Source organism: Candidatus Cloacimonadota bacterium (assembly GCA_019429305.1).
Lineage (GTDB): Bacteria > Cloacimonadota > Cloacimonadia > Cloacimonadales > JAJBBL01 > JAHYIR01.
The window spans coordinates 35,651-59,772 of sequence record JAHYIR010000006.1 but is presented as its reverse complement, the minus strand read 5'-3'; the positions used below and the strand labels follow the sequence as shown (position 1 = coordinate 59,772).

Here is a 24,122-nt window from a genome sequence, read left to right as displayed (position 1 = left end):
TTTTAATATGAAACAAAATGTTGATGTAAAGACAACTGACAACAATGAAGAGATTGTCTATCTTAGATTAACTGATTCAGAATGCTACATTTTTAATGCCGGCAGTTTCTGGAGTGATGGTGGAGCTGCTATGGGTGTTTTACCTAAAATACTATGGGGAAAAAAGATAGTTGCTGATCATAGTAACCGAATTGAGTTAGCTGCTAATCTTTTGTTGGTCATAACACCTCAGTTAAAAGTATTGATTGATAGCGGTATTGGCTACTACCCTGATGAACGGGCTAAGAAAATCTTTCAACCTGAACCCTGCAGATTGTTAGAAAGCTTGAAAAAATGCGGTTACACTCGCGAAGAAATTGATTATGTTATCCTTACTCATTTGCATTATGATCATATTGGCGGTTTGGTATATCAAGAAAAAGAAGTAAAGAGTATCATGTTTCCTAATGCCAAACATGTAATTCAGAAAACTGAGTGGAACATAGCTAATTCCCCTGATGAACTAAATATGACAGCTTATCAATATCGTGAACCCTTAGGCTTACTGGAAAATTCGCCAAATCTCATGCTCATCGATAGTGACTATCAACTCACCCCTGAGATATCATTAATCCAGACCGGAGGGCATAGCATCGGCACTCAGATTGTTCGGATCCAAAGTGAAAATGATCTTTGTTACTACCCGGGAGACCTTATCCCCCATCAGTTTCATCTAAATACTGCAGTAACCTCTGCATACGATATAAATCGTTCTCAAACCTTTACTGCTAAAAAGAAAATCATCGAAGAATTAGAAAAAAATGAAGGGTATTTGATTTTCAATCATCAACCGGAAAAAAAATACCTGAAATACCCTCTCTTCTGAGAAAGCAAGAAGGATAATAACCAGCCAAAAATGAACTTTTTTGTAAAAAAAATGAACTTTTTTTCTCATCCCTTTTAATTGTTTTTTTTGCTCTTTAGTAATCGCCATATCATACTTGTATTCAATTAGTTACGCCTTTTTTTGTCATCTTGTCAAAATACCATTTTGAGTGACAAAAATGCTTGGAACGTCTTTTAACACCTTGCTAAGTAAAGATTTATATTGACATATATCGCTCTATATTTATTTTATGGTTATCCTAAATATGGAGGTAGAAATATGAAAAGGGAAGAACTGATAACAAAAATCGCTTCCGATGCTTCAATTACAAAAAAACAGGCTGGAATGGCTTTAACTTCTTTGTTAAATGGTGTGTCCGGTGCCTTGAAAAAAGGTGACAAGGTCACATTTGTTGGCTTTGGAACATTTGCCGTTTCTAAAAGAAAGAAAAGAATGGGTGTCAACCCACAAACACGTCAAAAGATAACCATCCCAGCTCGCAAAGTTCCGGTTTTCAAAGCTGGTAGCAAGCTGAAACTGACTGTTAAGTAATTGTACTCGTTTAGCAAAAGGGCGGTTTACTTAGTGAACCGCCCTTTTTTTGCTCAAAATATCTAAAACAAATTTCACATTTATCATTATGCTGTTTAATCATGGCAGAAAGCGAACGCAGAATAATCCATATCGATATGGATGCCTTTTTTGCTGCAATTGAGATGCGTGATTTCCCCCAATATCGTGGAAAACCATTAATCGTTGGTGGACCACCCAATAGTCGTGGTGTAGTTTCCACATGTTCATACGAAGCTCGCAAATACGGAATCCATTCGGCAATGCCGAGTTATTTGGCTTATAGACTCTGTCCAAAAGCAATTTTTATTAGTGGTCGATATGAAGTTTATAGGCAAGTGGGTCGTCAACTTTGTGATATTTTTTTTCAATATACTCCTCTGGTCGAATCGGTTTCTATCGATGAAGCATATCTTGATGTCACGGAGCAAACAAAAGACCTATCAGGAGCAGTTTCGATAGCTAAAGAGATCAAGAATAAAATTAGAGAGAAGCTTCAATTAACGGGATCAGCAGGTGTTTCTTATAATAAGTTCTTGGCTAAGATAGCTTCAGAAATGCAAAAACCGAATGGGTTGACACTGATCAATCGTGAAAACGGAGCCAAGATCTTGGAAGAACTCGAAATTAGTAAATTCCATGGTATTGGTAAAGCTACTGCTGAAAAAATGTATAGCTTGGACATCAAGACAGGAAAAGATCTAAAAAAATGGGAGTTACAGGATTTACTCAAACATTTCGGACAGGTAGGTAATTATTACTACAAGATAGTCAGGGGCATCGATAATCGAGAAGTAAAGGTTAGCAGGATCAGAAAATCATTAGGAAAAGAAAGAACATTTTCCAAAGACCTGTTTGATCCCAAGGAGATGCTTGAAATACTCAATTCTATTGCTCAAGATGTCTCAGAAAGCTTGATTAGAAAAAATATCAAAGGGAAAACAGTAAGCATCAAGATTAAGTATAATGATTTTACTCTCCATACGAGATGCCTAACCAGACAATATTTTTTCTCCGATCATGAGACTATGTGTGCTATTGTGCGGTCTCTCTTTGAGACAAATTATATTCGTAACCGCGGAGTAAGACTTTTAGGGGTATCTGTATCCAACCTCGACACAGAAGAAAAACTTGATGCAGGAGAACAACAGTTATTTGATTTTTTCACAGAATGTGATGCCGAAGAAGTATAACAATAGTAACTCTTTCTTCAGAATTTCACAGCTCAAATACAATAAACTATCTCTTTAATAAATCACTGCTGCAAATAATCGTTGAGGGTTGATACACGAGCAAAAAGTAAGAATATTAAGTTAATCAACAGAACTAACCATAGTTCCGTCACCAACCCGCACTAGGTTTTTTATCTCAAGATTAAGTAAAATAGCCGATAACTGACCAATTGATAACCCTGTTTTTAACACTAAATTATCATAATTTATGGCAGGTCTATTTTCTCTGATAATCTTAAGAACCATTTCTTCATTCTTATTTAACTCCGGTTTTGCCGTTTCTATTGCCTGCAGAAGAAGATCATACTCTTCAATTATATCTGTGTGAGAAGTTACGATCTTAGCTCCTAGTTTTATCAAATAGTTTGGACCTTCCGAAACTTTACGATTTATATCTCCCGGCAAAGCAAACAGATCTCGATTTTGATCGAGAGCAAATTTTGCAGTCAGCAAAGCACCACTGGTCTTTTCTCCCTGCACGACGAAAGTACCGACAGTTAACCCGCTAATGATCCTGTTCCTGAGGGGGAAGTTCCACTTCTCCGGTTTGGAACCGGGAAGAAATTCAGATATCAGAGCACCTTTCTCCAATATGCGTTCTGCTAATTTATGATTTTTTTGAGGGTATATCTGATCACAGCCGGTTCCCATTACAGCTATAGTTCTTCCTTTACTCTCTACAGTAGTAAGATGAGCTTGAGTATCGACACCATAAGCTAAACCACTAACTATTGTGAATCCCGCAGCAACCAATTGTTCTGTGATCTTTCTGGTCATTATAATACCATAATTATCTGGCTTCCTCGTTCCAACAACAGCTAATGCTCTCTCTTCCCCCAGAATAGGCAAGTTTCCCCGATAGAAGAGAAATAGAGGAGGATTGAATATGTTGATCAAAGGTTCAGGAAAATCTTTGTCTAAAATAGTTACAAAATTTATCTTATAACGCTCGATCAATTTGCATATCTGAGACCAGTTTTCAGGATCTTTATCAGCTGCGATCTGCTTTTTTATTGGATGACTAACAAAATCTAGAGGTTCTAACGGCTCTAATCCTTTGCCGATAAAATTCTCCGGCTCCCCCAAAGCTTTTAGCATTTGATGGGTTTTGATCAATCCAAGATCTTTAATCTGTACTAATCTAATCCAAGACTTTATTTTCGCTGTCATTTTTCTTCACTATTCTATATAATTCATTTTTTAAGCGATCGACATTCTCCCCTGTTGCAGCAGATATTAAAACTATTTGCTCGTAGTGTTCTTTAGTAAATTTCTCTTCTAATTCTTTGATCTTTTTGTCTCGTGCTTCGCCGGTTATTGTATCAAGCTTATTCAAGGCAATAAGATGAGGTTTCTTTTGCAGATGCTTGTCATACTCATACAGCTCACTGCTGAGTACTTGATAGTCGTGCTGAGGATCTGAAGAATTGATATCTATCAAGAAAAGTAGGACTCTAGTTCTTTCAATATGCCTTAAGAATTGTAGCCCTAATCCTTTACCTTCATGCGCACCTTCAATAATACCGGGAATATCGGCAATTACAAAAGAGCTGTAGTCTTGCATTGATACAACCCCCAAAGATGGTTCTAAGGTAGTAAAGGGATAATTGGCAATCTTAGGGTGAGCAGCTGAAACCTTGCTTAAAAGTGTCGATTTGCCGGCATTGGGAAAACCTACTAACCCGACATCAGCAATAAGTTTTAATTCTAATTCTAATTCTTTCTCTTCTCCTATACCACCATCTTCTGCAGTTCTAGGTGCCCGGTTTGTACTTGAGGCAAAAGAGGCATTACCCTTACCCCCCATGCCACCTTTCGCTATTACTTTTTGCTGATTATGTTGATCTATCTCTGCTAACAGCTCTCTTTTACCTTCTGTAATGTCATAGATAATAGTCCCAAGGGGAAATTGCAGAACTCTGCTCTCTCCAGATCTACCGGTTTTGTTCTTGCCGGAGCCATGTTGACCACGTTTGGCTTTATAGAGTTTTAGATAACGATACTCTAATAGGGTGTTGATATTTTCATTACCAACTGCTATGATATCTCCACCTTTGCCACCATCTCCACCATCAGGTCCACCTTTGGGTACAAATTTTTCTCGTCTGAAACTGATACATCCCTTACCACCGTTTCCTGCATGAACCTTAATTCTTGCATAATCTATAAACATCTCCTACCCTTGCCTGTTCTGTTGAAAATACCAGATTATTTGATAATTAGTAACTTGTTTTGTAAAAATTGCTTTGTATGATCATCCCTATAACGGATAAAATAAACTCCACTTCCTACCACTCTCCCTTGTAAATCTCTTCCGTTCCAGAAATACTCATCCGTTGATCCATTGGTAGTTTCTTCTCCCCATTTGTAGATCAATCTCCCTTTAATATCAAAGATATCCAAGTATGAATCGGGTGATCGCTCGAGATTTTTCAGCTCGATTTTCAGATAATTGCTCTCTTTTGAAGGATTAAAAGGATTAGGATAGACTGTAATATAGGCATTGATATTGGGAGAAATAATCTGGTCGTCTATATTAGAGTAGATAAGATATTCAACCATTTCATAGCCATTATCACTGAATCTTATCACTCCATTTGACCATTGCTCAGAGAAGAGTGTTGAGAAATTCACCGGTTCGGTAAAATCAAGACTTTGCGGTTGAAACTGATAAACCGATTCATTATCCAAGACAACTTCTGAAATGAGAGGGAAATTGCCGTTAGTATCATAATAGGTGAGATTAATTGTTGTTACAGTAATTAAGTCTTCGATCTCAATATCGAATAAACCGGGTAAAATGTTTTCAAAGGGTTCAACAATATACTGATCTATCACCATCATTGCCGGTTGTCCAATATCTACAAATTCGGATTCCATAGAAAGGGAGATCTGCATTGTTAAGGGAACGAACAGCAGGCTATTAGTCGTATTTGGCCATTCCCCAAAATAAGGATCAGTAGTGAGATCTTCCTTAAAACAGGACATGATAAGATTGTTCTGATCAATATGATGCTCAATATTGCCTATTCTGGAAATAGCATCAATACTTAACCCAGCAAATCTATATAAACCGGGAGTGAGCACAACAGGTATCTGACCATAAACCATTGCATAGAAAACCGAATCGATCAATACTGTTTCCGGATTTATAATTAAAGATGCATAAACATTATAGGGTCCCAAAATAGGACCAGTTGGAAAGCTAATGCTATTATTGGATATTGCTGTATAGAATCTGGACTCGGAATGAGAAAAATATTGGGCTGTAATATCTAGATACTCTGGAAATCCATCCGCTATGTCACCAACATCATCTTCTGCAACCATAGCCAATTCGTTCATAGCAGGAGGGAAACTATCGTTAAGTATGTATCCAGACATCATTACCACCAAAGAATCAGGTAGACCGGGGATAATATCATCTAAATCATCAAATCCGTTTCCGATGGATGTTCTATAACGACAAAGTACAATATCATCAGGATTTACCGGTATTATTGCGTCATAGGTTAGATCATTAACAGATATCAATTCTTGGCTTAACCAATTCTCCCCCTGTGAATAATAAAATCTAGTAATAGAATCAACGAGTGGAAAGATTTCGCTTCTGATATGAATTTCATTGTTGAGGGTATAAGAGCTGTGGCGTATATTTGTCCAAAGATTAGTTTCTTGAGCATACATATAGAGTGAACTAAAGAGACAGAAAACTGTTAATAACCTTTTCATGCAACTTCCTCTTATTTTTTATGAGTCATAATTTTTCAAAAAAATCATAAGAGTCAAGGAATAATATTCTTTGAATGCACTGCTACTTGTCTTCTCAGAACTACTTCCGAAAAAGCATAGGGCATTGAATCGCTTATAGCATTAAATAGACTGTTGAGCTGATAAAACCTTTGACAAAAAAAAACTCCATTCAAACTGTGATTTAATAATTGTTAAAGAGGTCACTCATTCGCATGAATGTTTCGATATATGAATATGTACTAGTTTTAATGCTATCTTTCATGACCGTCTTTGCTTTAACACCTCTAATCAGGAAGCTGGCATTAAAAATAGGATTTGTCGATAATCCTTCCCAAAGGAAGATTCATGCCAATACTATACCTCTTCTTGGTGGTTTAGCGGTTTTTATCGGCTTTATAATTTTCGTCCTTTATGATGTCATCATAGTACCGCATAGAACATTTGATACCGCCCTCATTGGCTACTTGGGCGGTGCATTTCTTATTTTGACTATTGGTTTAATAGATGATAAATATGGCATGAAACCTATAATAAAGTTTATGGGGCAAATCATAGCTTCATTGATTTTTATCTACACTAATGATCTTTTAACTATCTTGGGTCCCATTTATATTACACTGCCAATACTGATCTTTTGGATGGTTACTCTGATAAATGCCTTTAACTTTCTTGATAATATGGACGGTATCAGTACTGGTGTTTCTGCAATCTTAGCTCTCGGCTTTTATGGTTTTGCTTTTGTTACTAAGACCAGTGCTCTTTCTCAGCAGGCACATTACATTTCCTTATTATCACTAACTTTTGCAGGTGCAGTGTTAGGTTTCTTGCCATACAATTTCAATCCTGCTAAGATCTTTTTGGGAGATGCCGGTAGTTTATTTATCGGTTATTTTCTTGCTTCAATGGGTATATTAACAGGAAGATTAGCTGTCATCAGAATGGAGCATAATCTCTATTACCTTCTACCAGTATTATTATTAAGCTTTCCATTATTTGATATAACATTGGTTAGTTATACACGTAAACGAGACGGAAGAAGAGTTACACAAGGTGGCAAGGATCATTCAACACACAGAATAGTGAACGCCCTGCAGTCACCCAAAATTACCAGTATAGTAGTATATCTGATCAACATTGTTATTGTCTTATTGACAGTTGTCATTCTCAAAATGAATTCTCATGTCCTTCTTATTTTCTCGGTTGTTTTCTTCGGGGCAGGATTCTATCTGTTTGGAGCTAAACTTGATTCTATCCCTATTATCATTACCAAAAACCAACTAAAGATAAAAAAGAAAAAATGAGAATTGCCAGAATACTCGGTACAGCACCCGGAATACCTGTTTTAGGTAAGAGTCACTCAGCTTTATGGTGCAAAACAAATGGTCGCAATGTATTATTCGACTGCGGAGAAGGCACTGCTCAAAAGCTTCTTGAATATGAGTTAGATAAAGATGTGCTGGATGCAATAATAATCAGTCATCTCCACCCAGATCATATAATTGGGTTATTCATGGTGTTGCAAATGTTTCATCTGCAAAAAAGAGTTCGCCCATTGACAATCTATTTACCGGAAGCAATCGATTCCGTTATCAAAATGATGAATACACTATATCTGTTCCCGGAGAGATTTGAATTTCAAATAACTGTCTTAGATATCTCCGAGTTAAAGAATATGATACCATGCATAGAACCAATAAAGAATAGTCATTTATCTAATTATAGGAAATTTATCGAAGAACATAAAGTCCCTAACCTAATGAATTCCTACTCATTTTTTATACATACGTACGAAAAAAGAATCATCTATACCTCTGACATAGTAAATACCCAACACTTAACTGAATACATAGATGATTCAGACATTATAATAATCGATGCTCTACATCCATCTAGAGAGGACATCTGCGGGATTATCAGTCAAGAAGAAAAGCTGATTATCCTGATCCATGGTTTATCTGACGAATTACAAGAAGCTTTAGAAACAATCAGCCATTCGAACGTTATTATTGCAAACGATGGATTTCAGATCGATGTTGAAAAGAATTAGTATCTTCTGTTTGCCACCAATTACTATTATTTTAATAGTAACTGTAGGGTGTACCTCAAACTATTACGTTACCGCATATAACTTGCAACAGCGGGGAAATTACATCGGAGCAATAGAAAACTACGATCAGTTTATTGAAAGAAGTCAAGATGGAGCTATGGTTACAATAGCTCTAAATAATCGTTCTCAAGCATATTATCAATTAGGTTTACAAACAATGGAGCGGGGTAACTATCAATTAGCAATCCGTATGTTCTATCTGGCTAATAGCGCTATAGCAGATGAGAAAATGGTTGATTGTTATCTGTTTTTAATAGATAATGCCAATGTAGTTGAAGAATTAGACTCAACATTAAGATTGTATGACTTTATCATCAATGCTTTTCCGGGAATACCTTCGATCAGCAATGTAATATATCGCCGTCTGATGATCATCCATGAACATAGACCTGAGCGTAATGCTATCTTTGACAACTACAGACTCCTTGTTGAATATGATGAAGAAGAAGAGTATATTGATCTTGCCCAACCGATAATAGACGAATACCTCCCTTTGCTTATCGAAGATGCTAAATCTGATCCAGAAACAAAAACCGCCATTTCTCGCCTATTGTATTTGTTAAATTATCCACATTCTTATCTTGATGAGGTCAAAAGTGAGATTGGATTGTTGTATTTATATGAGGCAGACCTTCACAGAGCCAATGAGCAATTTCATGAAGCTGAGAATTATTATTCATTAGCAGTTGAATTCAACCCAGCATTGCAGGTTGAGATAAATGAGCGATTAACCCAAACTATTAATCAAATGATAGCTTATGGAGATAACTTATTAAACGAAAGAAAAATTGATGAAGCAATAGATATCTACACACAGACCTTTGCGATCATCCCTGATAATCTCCTTGCAGAGAGGGCGATTGCCAGGGCAAGAGAGTTGAAAGAGAATATTGCTCAAGCTAATACTCTCTATAACCAAGCACTTGAACAAGAACAAGAAACCAATTACCAAGATGCTTTACGTCTCTACCGGTTATCATATAATAGAGACCGACAACCACGAACCGCTGAGAAAATTGCTTTAATGGCCAATATGATCGATTTAGGAACTAATCCGGAGGGCTTTGCCAGGAGAATAATCACAGAATACAGAAATGGTATTATAGTAAGAAATCTGAATAGAATAATTGAGGAACAGAGAGAAATGCATAGTGACGCTGTTAATGTGTCAGGTTGGAGAATTATGCTATCAACAGGTACTTACCGTTATGAGATCAGGTATGATATAACTTCTCGAACAGACAGCTACTATTTCATCTGGCACGTAAATCTCTTAAACAAACAATTAACTCCTTTAAACAGAATATCTACTGAGATAATGGAATAGAAAAAATGATTCATAAAATACCTTGTTTATTACTCTTGCTTTTCATTGTTTTTTCAGTCAAAATATTATCGGCTGATTTCAGTATCATGGAGTTTTCCAACCCCTATAAATATGAATGGTTTGAAGAAGAGGACAGAATTACTTTTCGTGACAGTCTGGAATATAGAACAATGATACTGAGTGAGTATGATGAATTGAAACAATCAACCATGACCAACGCTTTAAAAACAGCATTTCTGCCCGGCTGGGGTCATTTTACTCTTAGAAGCTATACTAAAGGACAGATCTTTCTTGGGGCTCAATTAGCTCTGTTGGGATCGAGTTTGTATTATTATGAAAAAGCCATGATCCATTACCGTAGATATGAGAAAGCGACACAAATTGATGAAATAAATGAGCATTATGACAACGCCTTGCTACCTTATCGGCAGTCCAATCTCTTATTGGGACTCTTTATAGTTGTTTGGGGCTACACAATCTATGATGTGATTGTTGAGACTAATCAACATAATTGGAATATTTGGAATGATCTTGTACAACAGAATTCTAATCAGGCATTAATCATCACTCCCACTGGTATAACCTTAAGGTTTTAACAATGAAAGAAGTTAAGTCATTGAAACAGCGATTTTTCATAGTTGATAAGTCACATTACGTTATTTTTGTGATATTCTTATCTATTCTCTTTTCCATTACCTCTTGTTCGCTTGATAGAAAAAATCCCTTAGACCCTTCCGGCAGTGGTGATGTAAGAGTCCCGCCAAAAGTACTCGGTTTGACATCCAGCAAAGTTATGACTCCCCAAAATGCAATTATAATAAGGTGGAATCGTCTTGCAGATGTAGATGGATATTATGTTTACCGTGCTTTTGGAGTATATACTATGAAGGAGAAAATTGGGGTTATCGAATCGAATGATATCATCGAATATACTGATATGAACAGCATCTTCTTTGGTAGAAAGTATTATTACTGGATATCGGCGTATATAGAATATCCTCAAGGTAGATTGGAAGGACCTTTATCGGACTATATAGAAGTGAGTTTTTAGTCTTCCGTTCTAAAAGAAGTATATGCTTCATTTCATTCTGTTAAATAGTTTAACTTCATTTTTAAAACAACTGATCAATAAAGTTATTAGAAGAGTATGTTATTAGAACATCTTGATCCACAACAGCAAAAAGTTGTGTTAAATACAGAAGGACCATTGCTTGTTTTCGCAGGAGCCGGAAGTGGAAAGACCCGTTCCATCATCTATCGTGCTGCTTACTTAATCCAAGAGATGGGAACAGAACCATGGAAGATACTCATTGTTACTTTCACCAACAAAGCCGCACGGGAATTAAAAGAACGACTTGCCCAGCAGCTTTTTATTGATGTCCGTTCTTTATGGGTAGGAACCTTTCACTCTATTTGCGCAACGATCCTTAGGTTTGAAGCAAAAGAACATCAGCTCCCTTTTACTAGTAATTTTACGATTTTTGATGCAGACGATCAGAAGGGTTTGCTAAAAAAAATCTATAAAGAGCTTGATATCGACGCATCATCTATGCCAATCGGGACAGTAGCCAGTATAATCAGCAGAACAAAGAGTTCCTTGATCAACACAGAAAATTTCTTTGATTACCATCCTCCAAATGTTTATACTGAATCTGTTTATAAAATTTTCATTAGATATCAACAAAAATTGCGGGATAACAATGCTCTCGATTTTGATGACCTATTGATGGAAACTGCTATTCTATTAGCTAATAATGAAATAGTATTACACAAATACCGTCGTAAATTTTCTCATATTATGATCGATGAGTATCAAGATACAAACTTTGCTCAATTCCGGATTATTCAATTGTTAGGTGGCGAGCATGGTAATATCTGCGCCGTAGGGGATGATGATCAAGCGATATATAGCTGGCGTGGAGCTTCCATACAGAATATAATCAATTTTGCTCAAGATTTTAACAATGCTACTATCATCCGATTAGAACAGAACTATCGTTCTTCTCAACCAATACTTGATATTGCTAACAAACTTATCTCCTGCAACTCGACTCGCCATCCGAAACAGTTATGGTCAGACAGAAAGAAAGGTGAAAGACCCGTGTTACATACATATGAAACCGACACTGATGAAGCGAAGGCAATTTTACAAGACATAAACCATCTTTTTGAATCCCAAGATTTTTTCGAAACAGTTGCAATTCTTTATCGGACAAATGCTCAATCCCGTATCTTTGAGACAGTATGCCTCGAGTTGGGAATTCCTTATAAAGTACATGGTTCACTTAACTTCTTCCAAAGAAAAGAGATCAAAGATATTATTGCCTATTTAAGAGTCATCATAAATCCCGAAGATACAGAGAGTCTTTTACGGATAATTAACTTCCCACCCCGCACTATTGGAGGAATAACAATCGGTAAATTGGCAGAATATTCTGCTGAAAGAGGTATAACTCTCTATCAGGGACTAATAGAAGCTGAAAAAATCACTACGCTCTCTAATCGACAACAAAACAGTTTAAGTAGTTTAGTTTCTTTGCTGCTCCGTTGGCAAAATATGATTAGCACAACAGAAGTGACTGAACTATTAGAAGACATCTATCAATCATTACAAATCATCGAGTATTATTCTGTCAGTAAGGATTTCAAAGATGTGACCCGCATAGAAAATATCAAAGAATTTCTTGTTGCCACCATGGATTTTGCCGAGAATTATCGCAAAGAAAACGACCAACCAGCAACTCTGGTAGATTTTTTACAAAATATATCTCTCTTCACGACACTGGAATCAGAATATGAGAACTTACCGGAAGACGGAGAGGAAAAACAGCAAGTAAATCTAATGACTCTCCATAATGCCAAAGGATTGGAATTTGATTATGTTTTTATTTCCGGTTTAGAAGAGAAGCTCTTACCCCATCAACTATCCCTGCATAGTAATGAAGAAATAGAAGAAGAGCGGCGACTTCTTTATGTCGGTATAACAAGAGCCAAGTCACATCTGTTTCTCAGTTATGCCAGATACAGGCGTACTTACTATGGCTATGAGATTACTATGCCCAGCAGGTTTATCAAAGAAATATTTCCGGAACAAAAGAAACAAATACCCATTGATCAACGTAATTACAATAAGTCGGTAAGAGTTAATGATTTTACTGAAAAAAAGGTAAAGATACCATGGATAAAAGAAGATGAGAAACTATTCCGTATCGGTCAAAGGGTGCGACACAAAGATTTTGGAGACGGCACTGTGTTGAGTGTTGAAGGTAAGGGAAAGGATGCTAAATTATCCATTCTCTTTAGAGACGGTAAACTAAAAAAGATAATCGGTTCTTATGTTCAAATCTTGACCGAAAAATAAAAATGATTATTATATTACATAAGAGTTAATTAAGCAAGAAGGCATAATCAATGAAAGACATATATTCTATACGACATAGCACCGGTTCTTACAAGAGACATCCTGTCATCATGATATCAGCTATAGCTGTTATGATCGGTTTTCTATCTCTCCCTAATGATCTTACGGCAGAGAAATATGCCGGTGAGATCTTTCGAATGGGAGCTGGGGTAAGAAATTTTGCTCTGGGAAATACCGGTTTGACAGATTATCAAACAGCTTCTATTGCCTATTGGAATCCGGCTTTATTAGCAAAGACAGAGGGACAGGGTTCATCTTTTGAATTAATGCATGCTGAAGAGTTCATGGGACTAGTAACCTATGACACTTTTTCAGCAGTATGGGGTGAGCGAGCCCGTTACGCTTTAGTTCTTTCGAGAATCGGGATCAATAATATCCCTCTTACCCGGCTTCCTAATCCTGACGAACCTGTCTCAGTTGATAATCAACCTTACCATTATAAAACCGTTAATAATTCGGATTATATTTTGTACTTAGGTTTCTATCGGCATCTCGGTTCTTATGTGATCGGTTTTACCCCTAAGCTGGCTTATCGAACTTTAGCTGAAACTAGTGGTTACGGTTTCGGCGCCGATATCTCTACCTATTTTGATCTGCACCATAATTTGCTGTTAGGCATGAAATTACGCGACTTCTTTTCCACACAGATCTTTTGGAGTAACGGTACTCACGAAATAGTAAATCCGGGTTTGGATTTTGAATTTAGTTATTATTTTGCTACCCCCCTTATCGGCAGTAGATCAAGAATAATTGCCGGAACAGAGATCATCGCTGAAGGACGAGAAGAGGCAGCTACTATTCATCTTGGTCTTTTAAGTTTTGACTATCACTTTGGACTGGAGATACCAATTCCCGATTATGTAAATCTTTATGCCGGATATGACATAGAAAACTTTACTGCAGGGATATCGGTCAATATCAGCCAGTTCCAGATCAATTATTCCTTCAAGCATAACACTGAAATTGACAATTCACATCGTGTCTCTATTGGATTGACACTCAGATAATCATTGAAGTATTTACTCGACAAATAGTAAGCGTCATCTAATCTTGATCATTAAAGTGCTTTGATCCTAATTTATAACAAATGAAGATGATAAAGGATACTTAGATGAAGAAAATTGCTGTTCTGGGGCTTACAGGTTCTATTGGTCTTTCTGTTGTAGAAGTGGTCAGAAAACATCCACAACTGTTTCAGATAGCTTTCGCAACATCGCATAACAATTATGAACTGATGACTTCCCTCTCTCAAGAATTGCAGATAGATAAGATCGTATTGACGGGACAGAACTTCTCTAATCAGAAAAAACCCGCTCAGCAAGGAATTTACTTTGGTCAGGAAGAGGTTTTGCAGATTCTTTCTTCCGAAGAGTTTGATATAGTTATCAATGCTGTTTCCGGTTCTGCCGGTTTGGTTTATTCTTTTCATATTTTAGAAATGAATCACTCCTTAGCTCTTGCTAACAAAGAATCTTTAGTGATGGCAGGACATCTTTTCCAAGATCAAATCAACAAAAAAAAAATCATCCCGATCGATAGTGAACATAGTGCACTTTTTCAACTATTTAACGGTTTGAGCCCGGCAGAGATAAATAAAGTCATTATAACTGCTTCCGGCGGTCCTTTTCGTGAATTGCCGTTAGAGGAATTTAGCCATATTACTCCCGAACAGGCATTACAACACCCAACCTGGTCAATGGGAGCCAAGATAACTATTGATTCCGCTACTATGTTCAACAAAGGGCTGGAAGTAATTGAAGCTCACTGGCTATTTCAACTCCCTTATGACAAAATTGATGCTGTTATCCATCCCCAATCAATTATTCATTCGCTGGTTGAGTGCTCGGACGGGTCCCTGCTTGCCCAGTTGAGTAATCCCTCCATGCAATTACCGATACTTTATGCCCTTTCCTATCCCCGCCATATCGAATCCGATTTAGGGAAAACCAATCTCACTTCTTTACCCTCCTTATCATTCTTTGATATTGATGAAAAGCGATATCCATTATACAGATTAGCCAGAGAGGCAGGAAAGCAGGGGGGGATAATGCCTACGGTCTTAAATGCTGCTAATGAAGCGGCTATAAAGCTTTTTTTAGAGAAAAAGATCCCTTATCTAAAGATCCAGCAAATCGCCGAAGAATATCTAAATAAACAGAGCAATATCGAAAATCCCGATTTGGAAACTATTTCAGAGGTAAATGAAAAGACTTTTAAGCAGGTAATCACTACTTATGGTTAAAAAGTTGAGAGAGTTTAGCGCTACGCTGTTTAGATAGTTGAGAAGAAAGAAATAAAAAATGGTTAAACTGATGTTATAATCTTAACGGCTGCGAAGGGCGAAGGGCAAAGGGCTAAGAGCGAAGGGCTAAGGGCAAAGGGCTAAGAGCGAAGGGCTAAGGGCTAAGGGCTAAGGGCTAAGGGCTAAGGGCGAAGGGCAGAGAGATGGAACTGAAGATCTCTGGTAACACCGGATTGGAAGATAGAAGATATAGTGTTCCAGCACCTCTCTTGATTATATCACTTTTTTGGATTGCCGGTATTTTAGCAGGTTTTTATCTCCCCTCTAATTGGCACAGAGCAGAACTGCTTTTTTATGTCATCCCATTATTTGCTCTAATAGCACTAACTTTTCTGCTTTTCCAGGATCAACTTGTTAAACTTTTGCTTCTTCTACTCCTCGTTTTCTTGCTGGGATATCTCCGCTCTAACCTGTTAACTCTTTTCCCTGATAACCATATATCCAATCTATTCCAACTAAAAGAAAAGATCGTTGCTGAAACGGAGATCAGTATTGTTCGGGAACCTCAGAAAAGAGAATATATCTATGGCACTAACTACCGCATATTTGGTGATCTGATCACGCTGAATAATTACCCTATCAGAGGAAAGGTTATTCTGACTTTCCCGGCTAATTATCTGGCTGGGGATCCTGAAGATCTTATACCCGGCAACATCATCAGGACTATTGCCGAGCTGACCCCTTACAGGAATAGTCGTGGTTTCTCCCGCATCCCTCAACCTTTCTTCACTAATAGAAGTAGTCAGGCAGCCCAAGGTAGAGCTAAAACGCTTGTTTATGCCGAACCTGTTTCCGCAGGAATTTATGGTTTGGGTTCAGGATATCGCTACCGGATCTCCCAAATCAGACGATACATAAAAAAAAGAATAGAAAGCCGTATCCCGACAGAACATATCCCCTTTATTAAGGCAATTTTGTTAGGTGATCGTGAAGAGATGGGTGATATGCGGGAACGTTTAGCTGCAGGTGGCATGGCACATCTAATCGCAATCAGCGGTATTCATCTGGCAATAATAACCTTGATCCTGCTGACTTTTCTTAAACTAATTCATATCCGCCGTGTACCGGCTGGATTGATCATTATCATTTTCTTTGTTATCTATGGAGAATTATGTAATTGGAGCCCTTCGGTCAGTCGAGCTACTCTGATGATCTCTCTCTTAATTATCTGTGGGATCCTTCAGCGTAAACCTTCATATAACAATATCCTCGCGGCTAGTTTACTGATTATCACCATAATCTCACCAAGAGAAATCTTTGCTATAGGATTGCAGCTCTCATTTATCTCGGTTTTTGTTCTAATCAATATCTTGCCGTTATTTAACCATAAACTCCAAACGATCTTCAGGAATCGAAGTTTCTATAATACAATGGGTTACCGAACCTGTCAATTACTCCTCACTACGTTTCTGATCAGCATTTTTCTCCTGCCGATGACTCTTTATTATTTCAATCAGTTTTCCCTGAACGGATTGATCGGTAATCTTATCGGTATCCCTTTGCTCACGATAATAATACCACTGGCGATGATTATTGTCTTTATCCCTTCAGTACCATTACTACAAACGGTTTTTCAGAATTCGTTCACGCTTATCATGTCGCTCTTTACCGGATGGAGCAGGTTTACCTCTACATTACCCCTCTTTTTCAATTTCATCCCTTTTAGTTGGATTCAGCTTATTCTCACATATATTCTATTAGGTCTCTTTTTCTTCTGGTTAAAGAAATATGGTCTGATTCCCCCAAAAGACAAAGATAAAAACAGAGCAAAAATGTGGCTGAACAAGCAAAACAAGTTGTTGTTCCTGTTTTATCCAGCCCTAATGATGTTGATACTGCTGATTATCTTTATTTCTACTACTATCAACAGAAAAGATCTCTTGATCATCACTCTCTTCGATGTCGGTCATGGTGATCTTTTTCTCATTGAAACACCTGAGAAGGAGAGTGTTATGATCGACACGGGACCAACGGCTGAGACAGGGATCCATCTAAGATATGCAGCTCTCCCTTATCTCAAACAGCAGGGGATAAACCGTCTCGACTGGCTGATCATAACCCATCAGCACAGTGATCATTATGGAGGGCTAAAATATCTCTCCCAAAATGTAAAGATAGATAATCTGATGATTACCGATTATTTTCAGCAAGATGAGATCTGGCAGAGCTTGCAACTTCTTATAGATTCTACACGAACGAATATTCATCTGGTCAGAGATACTACCCATATTGCACTCGAAAACATGAAATTAAAGATCTTGCATCCTGATGCTCAGTTTGTTTCCTCTAACCCCAATGAGATGTCTATTGTAGTAAAAATGGCTTTCCATAATTTCTCGCTTCTCTTTACGGGAGATATCGAATTCGATGCCGAGATGCACCTTATTACTTATTATCCAACTTATTTAGAGAGCCAATTCCTGAAAATCCCGCATCATGGCAGCAGAACCTCAAGTTCCCCACCCTTCATAAAAGCGGTCAATCCTGAGTTTGCCTTCATTCCGACTGCTTTGCGATCCCGTTTTAATATACCGCATCCGATAACTCTGGAAACTCTAAATTTTTTAGGCGACCGGCTCTTCATATCAGGACGGGAAGGAACTCTGCAGATCAAGACTGACGGTATCACAGCAGAGATGAAAACTCTCCCTAAAGAAAGAAAAATAACAGTAAACTTCTGATAATTAAAAGAGAATGTAGATAAGAGCTGTGATCGCTCGCTAAAATTTTTTCAGTAGCTAATGCTGGAGTTTATGTTACCGACTTGATGTTTTCTTTCATCTGCAAGAGATCATACCCGGAAGGATACTGGAATACCCTTAAATTAAACTCCGGTACTATTGCCAGCAGATGATCAAAAATATCTGCCTGAATACTCTCATAAACAGTCCAATTAGTATCATTGGTAAAGGCATATACTTGGATGGGAAGTCCTGTAGAAGTAGGTTCCATCTGCCGCGTCATCATGATCAAATTTTGATTTATTCTGGGATGTCGTTTGAGATATCTTTCGATGTAAGCTCTGAAGGTTCCTATATTAGTTAAATGTCTTCCATTAATAAAGTCAGTTTCTTCTATGCCCAACTTTCGATTATGAGCCGATATATCATTCTTTTTATCTGCCAGATACTCTTTAAGTAGTCCTATCTTTTCGAACTTCGCCAGCATCTCTTCATCACAAAACCGCACGCTTTCCAGATCAATGTTGATATTCCGCATTATCCTTCTACCACCACACTGTTGCATACCCTTCCAGTTCTTAAAGGATTCATCGATCAGTTTATGGGTCGGAATGGAGACTATGGTTTTATCCCAATTCTGTACCTGTATGCTATACAATGCCAAATCTATTACATCCCCGTCGGCACCAAATTGCGGCATTTCTATCCAGTCACCGATCTCGATCAATCTGTTTGATGTTATGCGGACACTGGCAACGAAAGAGAGGATCGTCTCCCGGAAGATCAGTAAGAGTACAGCCGTCATAGCTCCCAATCCACTCAGCAGTATCCAGGGGGATCTTTCTATCAAAATAGCTATTATTATTATCCCGCCGAAAAGGAAGATAATTATCTGGAGTACCTGAATGAAGCCCTTGATCGGTTTACCTTTAGCGCTGGGAAGCATCTCATATACATCATTAACAGCAAACAAAAATCTGTCTAAAGCAAACATTATGATCAAGGCAAAGAGAGCATTTAAGATCCTCTCCACTACTACTTGTTGATCTGTTAGAAGATAAGAAAAACGTCCGATAAAGAAAAGTGAAGGCAATAAGACTAATTTTTCCAAAACTTTTCGCCTGATGAGCATGTTGTCCCAATTGGTCGGACTTTTTCTGATCAGATAATGTAATATGGGGAGGATTATCTTCAAAGTTATCAGATAGAGTATCAAACTCCCTAAGAATAGAAACAAGAGAGAGTACCAATTATTGTCTTGGATACTGACCTTTATTGTAGTAAAAAGTTCTGCCATTTCTTAACTCCTTCTTTTACAATTTCAATTATAGATAGGCGATTAAATCCTTGTGTTTTGTATTTGATCCATCATTATCATAGTTTTGAGTTGACTTCGTCGACCCTTTGTTGGCTTCGCCGAGCTCGGAAGCAGCCACGAAGAAACAATTTCCTCGGTTCGATACAATCCGCCCAGCGGATCACTCAGGGTGACAGAAGCAGCTTTTTCCCCGGTTCTAGTGTAGTAAAAAGATATAAGTACCTTTTACTATTAGGGAACCTACGAGCCGGCCCTAGCCGGCTCGTGTGCTCCCTAATGATAATCGATAAATAATTCTTTGAAAAAATCACAACTAAAAGTCTACATTACAGTTTCTCGGTCTCTCTTCTCTGGAGAGCTGCTTTGATGAAATCTCGGAAGATCGGGTGAGGAGTAGCCGGTCTCGACTTAAACTCAGGGTGGAATTGAACAGCAATAAAGAACGGATGATCCGGTAATTCGATGATCTCGACCAGTAGATCATCCAGATGAGAACCGGAAACTACCATACCTTTTGAAATTAACAGGTCGCGATACTTATTGTTAAACTCGTAGCGATGACGATGTCGCTCTTTGATCTCTTCTGCTTTATATATCTTAGCTGCTAAAGTTCCTGGCGATATTTTGCAGGGATAGGCACCAAGCCGCATAGTGCCACCGATCTTATCTATGTACTTTTGCTCGGTCATCAAGGCGATTATGGGGTGTTCACATTTTTCGTCAAATTCCGAGCTATATGCTCCGGTTAACTGACAAACATTTTTGGCGAATTCGATGACAGCCACCTGCATGCCAAGACAAATCCCAAAGAAAGGGATTTTGTTTTCCCGGGCATGCCGGGCAATCTCGATCTTACCATCTATTCCCCGTACTCCAAAACCGCCGGGAATTAAGATCCCATCAACATCACCCAAGCATTTTTCTACTTCGTCCTTCTGGAATACCCTTTCCGAATCGACCATTTTGAGGTTAAGCTTTGCTCGATGGTAGGCAGCAGCGTGGATCAACGCCTGCCAAACACTTTTATAGGCATCCTGATGGTCGACATACTTACCGCAAAGTGCTATTTTAACCTCTCTTTGAGGATTTTTAAGATTATGAACCAACTCTTCCCAATCAGAAAGATCTACCTCCCTCTCTTCCAACTCTAAATGGCGACAGATAGCTTTATGCATCTCTGCCCTAAAAAAGTTTATTGGAATTTCATGCACAAAATCTACATTATAGGCATTAAATACATGATCTTTGGGAACATTAGTGAAGAGAGATATCTTGGCTGCGATATCACTGTTGAATGGTTTGTCGGAACGGCAGATCAGGATATCCGGTTGAATACCAATTTCCCGTAATTTATAGGCGCTGTGCTGAGTCGGTTTGGTCTTTAGCTCTCCGGCAGATTTGATATAAGGGACATAGGTCAAGAAAACAAACAGAGTGTCTCTTATCCCTACTTCCATGCGATATTGCCTGATCGCTTCCAAAAAGGGTAGACTTTCAATATCGCCAACTGTTCCCCCTATCTCTGTAATAACAATATCATACTTATCACTAAGTTTTCTGATCAGATTCTTGATCTCATTAGTTACATGGGGAATAACCTGTACTGTCTTGCCTAAATAATCACCGCGTCTTTCTTTTTGAATGACCCGTTCGTAAATCTGACCGGCTGTAGCATTGGAATCCTTGGATAATGACTCACCAATAAATCTTTCATAGTGTCCCAGATCAAGATCTGTTTCTGCACCATCGTCAGTAACAAATACTTCTCCATGTTGGAACGGGCTCATAGTGCCGGGATCAACGTTAAGGTAGGGATCTAATTTAAGCATCCCAACCTTGTAATTCATTTTCTTCAATAACAAACCGATAGAAGAGGCAGCAATCCCCTTTCCTAAAGAAGAAACCACTCCACCAATTACAAAAATGTTCTTTGCCATAACCGCTATACCTCTATTTTAATAATTAAATAAGTTATTAGACATATTGATTTTTCATATTACATTTTGTCATGTCTGACGTAGTCGTGACATCTCATCTTTGCCTGCAAATCTTGCAAGAGTCAGTGAGGAGATCGCTCCAGTCGAGATGACAAAGAAAGAGGAGATCGCTCCAGTCGAGATGACACTACCCTCCCTTGTCATGTCGAGCGAAGCGAAGCGTAGTCGAGACATCTCATCTTTGCCTGCAAATCTTGCAAGAGTCAGTGAGGAGATCGCTCCAGCCGAGATGACACTACCCTCCCTTGTCATGTCGAGCGAAGCGAAGCGTAGTCGAGACATCTCATCTTTGCCTGCAAATCTTGCAAGAGTCAGTGAGGAGATCGCTCCAGTCGAGATGACAAAAGGAAATTGATTTTTAATGAAAAAGCAGATTTGAAGAGAAAAAAATGTTATAGAAAGGTTGGTTACGTTAATATTGCGAAGATTATTGATATTAAACATTGAACTGCAGATCATAGAGTACTTTGTAACGCGGACAGTTCTTTAACAATTCTGCGTGATCTCCAATGCCAACGATCTTGCCGGCATCCAAAACTATTATCATATCTGAAGAGAGAATCGTAGATAATCTATGTGCTATGATCAAGACGGTACGGCTCTTTGTTGCCTGTTCAATAGCAACCTGCACCTTTCTCTCTGCTTCTGTATCGAGTGAACTTGTAGCTTCATCAAAGATCAGAATTGGTGGGTTACCGACGATGGCTCTGGCTATGCATAATCGCTGTTTCTGTCCTCCTGAGAGTGTCCCCCCCTTGGCATAAAGCATCTCTTCATATTTATGGGGTAGCTCCTCGATGAATTCATCGGCATAGCCACGCTGAGCTGCTTTGATAATATCTTCCTGGGTCACGGTTTTCAGAGTACCGAAACTTATATTAGCGGTAACCGTATCGGTAAAAATAAGCGATTCTTGAGTTACAATTCCGAAAAGATTCCTTAAGTCCTTGATCTTTATCTTAGTTAAAGGGATCCCGTCTATCCTGATCTCTCCCTCGGTTACATCATACAATCTAAGCAATAGATTTGCCAGAGTAGTCTTACCGGAACCACTGCTCCCAACGATGGCTATTTTTTCACCTTTCTTGATTGTAAACGTTATCTCTTTGAGAACTTCCTTATTCGGTTCATAATAGAAAGATACTCTGTCAAACTCGATCTTGTCGGTAAAATCTGCCTTACTGACTGCATCTTTTGCTTCCAATAGATCGGGCTCATTGAACATGACTTCGGAAATCCTGTCTAAAGATACGAGAGCTTTCTTAATGTCGGTATAGGTCTTTGAGATTGATTTTATGGGATGCAGCATAGAAAAGATGGCAAAGAGAAACGCTGTAAACTCGCCAAAAGTAAAACCGGATGAACCTGATAATACTTCACTGCCGCCGATGAGGAGGATGATTATTCCGGTAATTGCTCCATTCATTTCTGAGATCGGGACATTGAAACCGGAATAAATCTCTGCCTTACGCCAGAAACGGAAAAATTGCTTATTGATCTTTTGGAACAGAGAATATTGATCATCCTCTCTGCCAAATGCCTTAACTATCTTCATATTACTCAGTACTTCCTCTACTTTAGAATAAATATCGGAGAACTGAGCTTGAATACGACGGGCATATTTCTTGATCTTCTTACCGACTAAGGCAACAAGAAAAGTTGTAATCGGTAGGATGAGCAAACTGAGCAGAAAAAGTCTCAGGTTTAGATATATGGCAATCCTCATAAATACAAGGACAAGCAGTAAATCACGTATAGCATTAAACATCGAAGTAATAAAAAGATGACTCACTATCTCTACATCACTGACCATCCTGACAAGTGAATCACCAACACGGTGACGGGTGAAGAAACGGAGTGATTGCCTTAAATAATTCCGGAAAATAGAGTTACGGACATCTACAATCGTCTTGCCGTTCAAATTGGCAAACATGAGCCGATTAAAAAAGAAAAAAACATTTTTTAAGAAGACAATTATCAGAACAACTGCTGCAACGAACTTTAAAACCAGCATCGAGTCGGTCTGTTCCATTATCTTACCGAATCCTTCCAGCAGAGGTCGGAAGTTATTAATGTTAAGCAAACCAAAAATGCTTTCACTTTGAACAAAAGTAGTCGTTACTTCCTTAATGGCATTGAAGAATTCAGGAAAAGTTGAGTAGATGATTTCGCCTTTAACAGCAGGAAAGACATAGTCGAAGAAGGGTACCGCCATGGTTATGCTAACTCCGCTGAATAGAGCGTATCCGAGCATAAAGAACAATCCGGCTATTAAATATCCGTAGTGTCTCAGCATTATTGCGTATATCCGCATCAGATTCTTCATTGACGGTAATCCTGAAAGATTCTCATAATTAAATGAGGATCTGTTTTTGATATAAAAAAAATAGCTAAGTTTATGTCAAGGAATAGGTAGATTGAAGATCATTGATAAATTGAGGAGAAAAACTATAGTTAGAATAAAAGTAAGGAGTAAAGAGTGATGTGTTTCGGGATATCCTTTGAAACCTTCACACTTAAAACGGACTTTGGACAGTACCAGCAGTATA

Annotated in this window: 18 protein-coding genes and 1 pseudogene; 12 read left to right on the top strand and 7 right to left on the bottom strand. The window is 38.2% G+C overall.

Annotated elements, in window-relative coordinates; translation table 11 throughout:
- Positions 1–7 precede the first annotated feature (7 nt).
- The 3 genes from K0B81_04365 to dinB all read left to right on the top strand — a co-directional run bounded on the left by K0B81_04365 (position 8) and on the right by dinB (position 2,628).
- Entirely contained in the window at positions 8–865 is an 858-nt protein-coding gene (locus K0B81_04365; protein ID MBW6515837.1) for an MBL fold metallo-hydrolase, read from the top strand.
- 279 nt (positions 866–1,144) lie between these two features.
- Positions 1,145–1,417 (top strand): HU family DNA-binding protein, encoded by a 273-nt coding sequence (locus K0B81_04360; protein MBW6515836.1) that lies wholly within the window; start codon positions 1,145–1,147, stop codon positions 1,415–1,417.
- 101 nt (positions 1,418–1,518) lie between these two features.
- Complete coding sequence (gene dinB, locus K0B81_04355) at positions 1,519–2,628, top strand: DNA polymerase IV (protein MBW6515835.1); 1,110 nt, start codon at positions 1,519–1,521, stop codon at positions 2,626–2,628.
- Positions 2,629–2,748: 120 nt separating this feature from the next.
- Here dinB and dprA read toward each other — a convergent pair whose 3' ends face one another.
- The 3 genes from dprA to K0B81_04340 are packed head-to-tail and all read right to left on the bottom strand — an operon-like array spanning position 2,749 to position 6,399.
- A complete protein-coding gene (gene dprA / locus K0B81_04350; GenBank protein MBW6515834.1) occupies positions 2,749–3,837 on the bottom strand; it encodes a DNA-processing protein DprA in 1,089 nt (362 codons plus the stop codon).
- Positions 3,809–4,840 carry a GTPase ObgE gene (gene obgE / locus K0B81_04345; GenBank protein ID MBW6515833.1) on the bottom strand — a complete coding sequence of 344 codons (1,032 nt, stop codon included), beginning with the start codon at positions 4,838–4,840 and terminating at the stop codon, positions 3,809–3,811. Before obgE ends, dprA begins: the two co-directional genes overlap by 29 nt.
- 35 nt (positions 4,841–4,875) lie before the next feature.
- Entirely contained in the window at positions 4,876–6,399 is a 1,524-nt protein-coding gene (locus K0B81_04340) for a T9SS type A sorting domain-containing protein (GenBank protein MBW6515832.1), read from the bottom strand.
- A 233-nt stretch (positions 6,400–6,632) separates the two neighbouring features.
- On the opposite strand from K0B81_04340, the gene K0B81_04335 reads away from it, so the two are divergent.
- The 9 genes and pseudogenes from K0B81_04335 to K0B81_04295 all read left to right on the top strand — a co-directional run bounded on the left by K0B81_04335 (position 6,633) and on the right by K0B81_04295 (position 18,258).
- On the top strand, positions 6,633–7,721 hold the full coding sequence (locus K0B81_04335) for an undecaprenyl/decaprenyl-phosphate alpha-N-acetylglucosaminyl 1-phosphate transferase (GenBank protein MBW6515831.1): 1,089 nt from the start codon (positions 6,633–6,635) through the stop codon (positions 7,719–7,721).
- Positions 7,718–8,467 carry an MBL fold metallo-hydrolase gene (locus K0B81_04330; protein ID MBW6515830.1) on the top strand — a complete coding sequence of 250 codons (750 nt, stop codon included), beginning with the start codon at positions 7,718–7,720 and terminating at the stop codon, positions 8,465–8,467. Before K0B81_04335 ends, K0B81_04330 begins: the two co-directional genes overlap by 4 nt.
- Positions 8,451–9,854, top strand: a complete 1,404-nt coding sequence (locus K0B81_04325; protein MBW6515829.1) for a hypothetical protein — start codon at positions 8,451–8,453, stop codon at positions 9,852–9,854. Before K0B81_04330 ends, K0B81_04325 begins: the two co-directional genes overlap by 17 nt.
- A gap of 5 nt (positions 9,855–9,859) precedes the next feature.
- On the top strand, positions 9,860–10,450 hold the full coding sequence (locus K0B81_04320; GenBank protein ID MBW6515828.1) for a hypothetical protein: 591 nt from the start codon (positions 9,860–9,862) through the stop codon (positions 10,448–10,450).
- Positions 10,451–10,452: 2 nt separating this feature from the next.
- The gene (locus tag K0B81_04315) at positions 10,453–10,905 is read left to right on the top strand and encodes a hypothetical protein (protein MBW6515827.1); all 453 of its coding nucleotides are present in this window, start codon (positions 10,453–10,455) and stop codon (positions 10,903–10,905) included.
- 96 nt (positions 10,906–11,001) lie between these two features.
- Positions 11,002–13,215, top strand: a complete 2,214-nt coding sequence (locus K0B81_04310) for a UvrD-helicase domain-containing protein (protein MBW6515826.1) — start codon at positions 11,002–11,004, stop codon at positions 13,213–13,215.
- Between the two features lie 50 nt (positions 13,216–13,265).
- Complete coding sequence (locus K0B81_04305; protein ID MBW6515825.1) at positions 13,266–14,282, top strand: hypothetical protein; 1,017 nt, start codon at positions 13,266–13,268, stop codon at positions 14,280–14,282.
- Positions 14,283–14,368: 86 nt separating this feature from the next.
- A pseudogene (dxr, locus tag K0B81_04300) lies at positions 14,369–15,517 on the top strand (1-deoxy-D-xylulose-5-phosphate reductoisomerase).
- Positions 15,518–15,720: 203 nt separating this feature from the next.
- Positions 15,721–18,258 carry a DNA internalization-related competence protein ComEC/Rec2 gene (locus K0B81_04295; GenBank protein ID MBW6515824.1) on the top strand — a complete coding sequence of 846 codons (2,538 nt, stop codon included), beginning with the start codon at positions 15,721–15,723 and terminating at the stop codon, positions 18,256–18,258.
- Positions 18,259–18,328: 70 nt separating this feature from the next.
- On the opposite strand, the gene K0B81_04290 is transcribed toward K0B81_04295, so the two are convergent.
- From K0B81_04290 to K0B81_04275, 4 genes are all read right to left on the bottom strand, one after another.
- Positions 18,329–19,555, bottom strand: a complete 1,227-nt coding sequence (locus tag K0B81_04290) for a mechanosensitive ion channel family protein (GenBank protein MBW6515823.1) — start codon at positions 19,553–19,555, stop codon at positions 18,329–18,331.
- 347 nt (positions 19,556–19,902) lie between these two features.
- Positions 19,903–21,513 (bottom strand): CTP synthase, encoded by a 1,611-nt coding sequence (locus K0B81_04285; protein MBW6515822.1) that lies wholly within the window; start codon positions 21,511–21,513, stop codon positions 19,903–19,905.
- A gap of 69 nt (positions 21,514–21,582) precedes the next feature.
- Positions 21,583–22,032 carry a hypothetical protein gene (locus K0B81_04280; GenBank protein ID MBW6515821.1) on the bottom strand — a complete coding sequence of 150 codons (450 nt, stop codon included), beginning with the start codon at positions 22,030–22,032 and terminating at the stop codon, positions 21,583–21,585.
- Positions 22,010–23,899: an ABC transporter ATP-binding protein/permease gene (locus tag K0B81_04275; protein ID MBW6515820.1), complete on the bottom strand. Its 1,890-nt coding sequence runs from the start codon at positions 23,897–23,899 to the stop codon at positions 22,010–22,012. Before K0B81_04275 ends, K0B81_04280 begins: the two co-directional genes overlap by 23 nt.
- Positions 23,900–24,122: the final 223 nt, after the last annotated feature.

Coding starts and splice junctions, on each gene's coding strand:
- K0B81_04365 (MBW6515837.1), top strand. CDS start 8: ATGAAACAAAATGTTGATGTAAAGACAACTGACAACAATGAAGAGATT.
- K0B81_04360 (MBW6515836.1), top strand. CDS start 1,145: ATGAAAAGGGAAGAACTGATAACAAAAATCGCTTCCGATGCTTCAATT.
- dinB (MBW6515835.1), top strand. CDS start 1,519: ATGGCAGAAAGCGAACGCAGAATAATCCATATCGATATGGATGCCTTT.
- dprA (MBW6515834.1), bottom strand. CDS start 3,837: ATGACAGCGAAAATAAAGTCTTGGATTAGATTAGTACAGATTAAAGAT.
- obgE (MBW6515833.1), bottom strand. CDS start 4,840: ATGTTTATAGATTATGCAAGAATTAAGGTTCATGCAGGAAACGGTGGT.
- K0B81_04340 (MBW6515832.1), bottom strand. CDS start 6,399: ATGAAAAGGTTATTAACAGTTTTCTGTCTCTTTAGTTCACTCTATATG.
- K0B81_04335 (MBW6515831.1), top strand. CDS start 6,633: ATGAATGTTTCGATATATGAATATGTACTAGTTTTAATGCTATCTTTC.
- K0B81_04330 (MBW6515830.1), top strand. CDS start 7,718: ATGAGAATTGCCAGAATACTCGGTACAGCACCCGGAATACCTGTTTTA.
- K0B81_04325 (MBW6515829.1), top strand. CDS start 8,451: ATGTTGAAAAGAATTAGTATCTTCTGTTTGCCACCAATTACTATTATT.
- K0B81_04320 (MBW6515828.1), top strand. CDS start 9,860: ATGATTCATAAAATACCTTGTTTATTACTCTTGCTTTTCATTGTTTTT.
- K0B81_04315 (MBW6515827.1), top strand. CDS start 10,453: ATGAAAGAAGTTAAGTCATTGAAACAGCGATTTTTCATAGTTGATAAG.
- K0B81_04310 (MBW6515826.1), top strand. CDS start 11,002: ATGTTATTAGAACATCTTGATCCACAACAGCAAAAAGTTGTGTTAAAT.
- K0B81_04305 (MBW6515825.1), top strand. CDS start 13,266: ATGAAAGACATATATTCTATACGACATAGCACCGGTTCTTACAAGAGA.
- K0B81_04295 (MBW6515824.1), top strand. CDS start 15,721: ATGGAACTGAAGATCTCTGGTAACACCGGATTGGAAGATAGAAGATAT.
- K0B81_04290 (MBW6515823.1), bottom strand. CDS start 19,555: ATGGCAGAACTTTTTACTACAATAAAGGTCAGTATCCAAGACAATAAT.
- K0B81_04285 (MBW6515822.1), bottom strand. CDS start 21,513: ATGGCAAAGAACATTTTTGTAATTGGTGGAGTGGTTTCTTCTTTAGGA.
- K0B81_04280 (MBW6515821.1), bottom strand. CDS start 22,032: ATGATCTGCAGTTCAATGTTTAATATCAATAATCTTCGCAATATTAAC.
- K0B81_04275 (MBW6515820.1), bottom strand. CDS start 23,899: ATGAAGAATCTGATGCGGATATACGCAATAATGCTGAGACACTACGGA.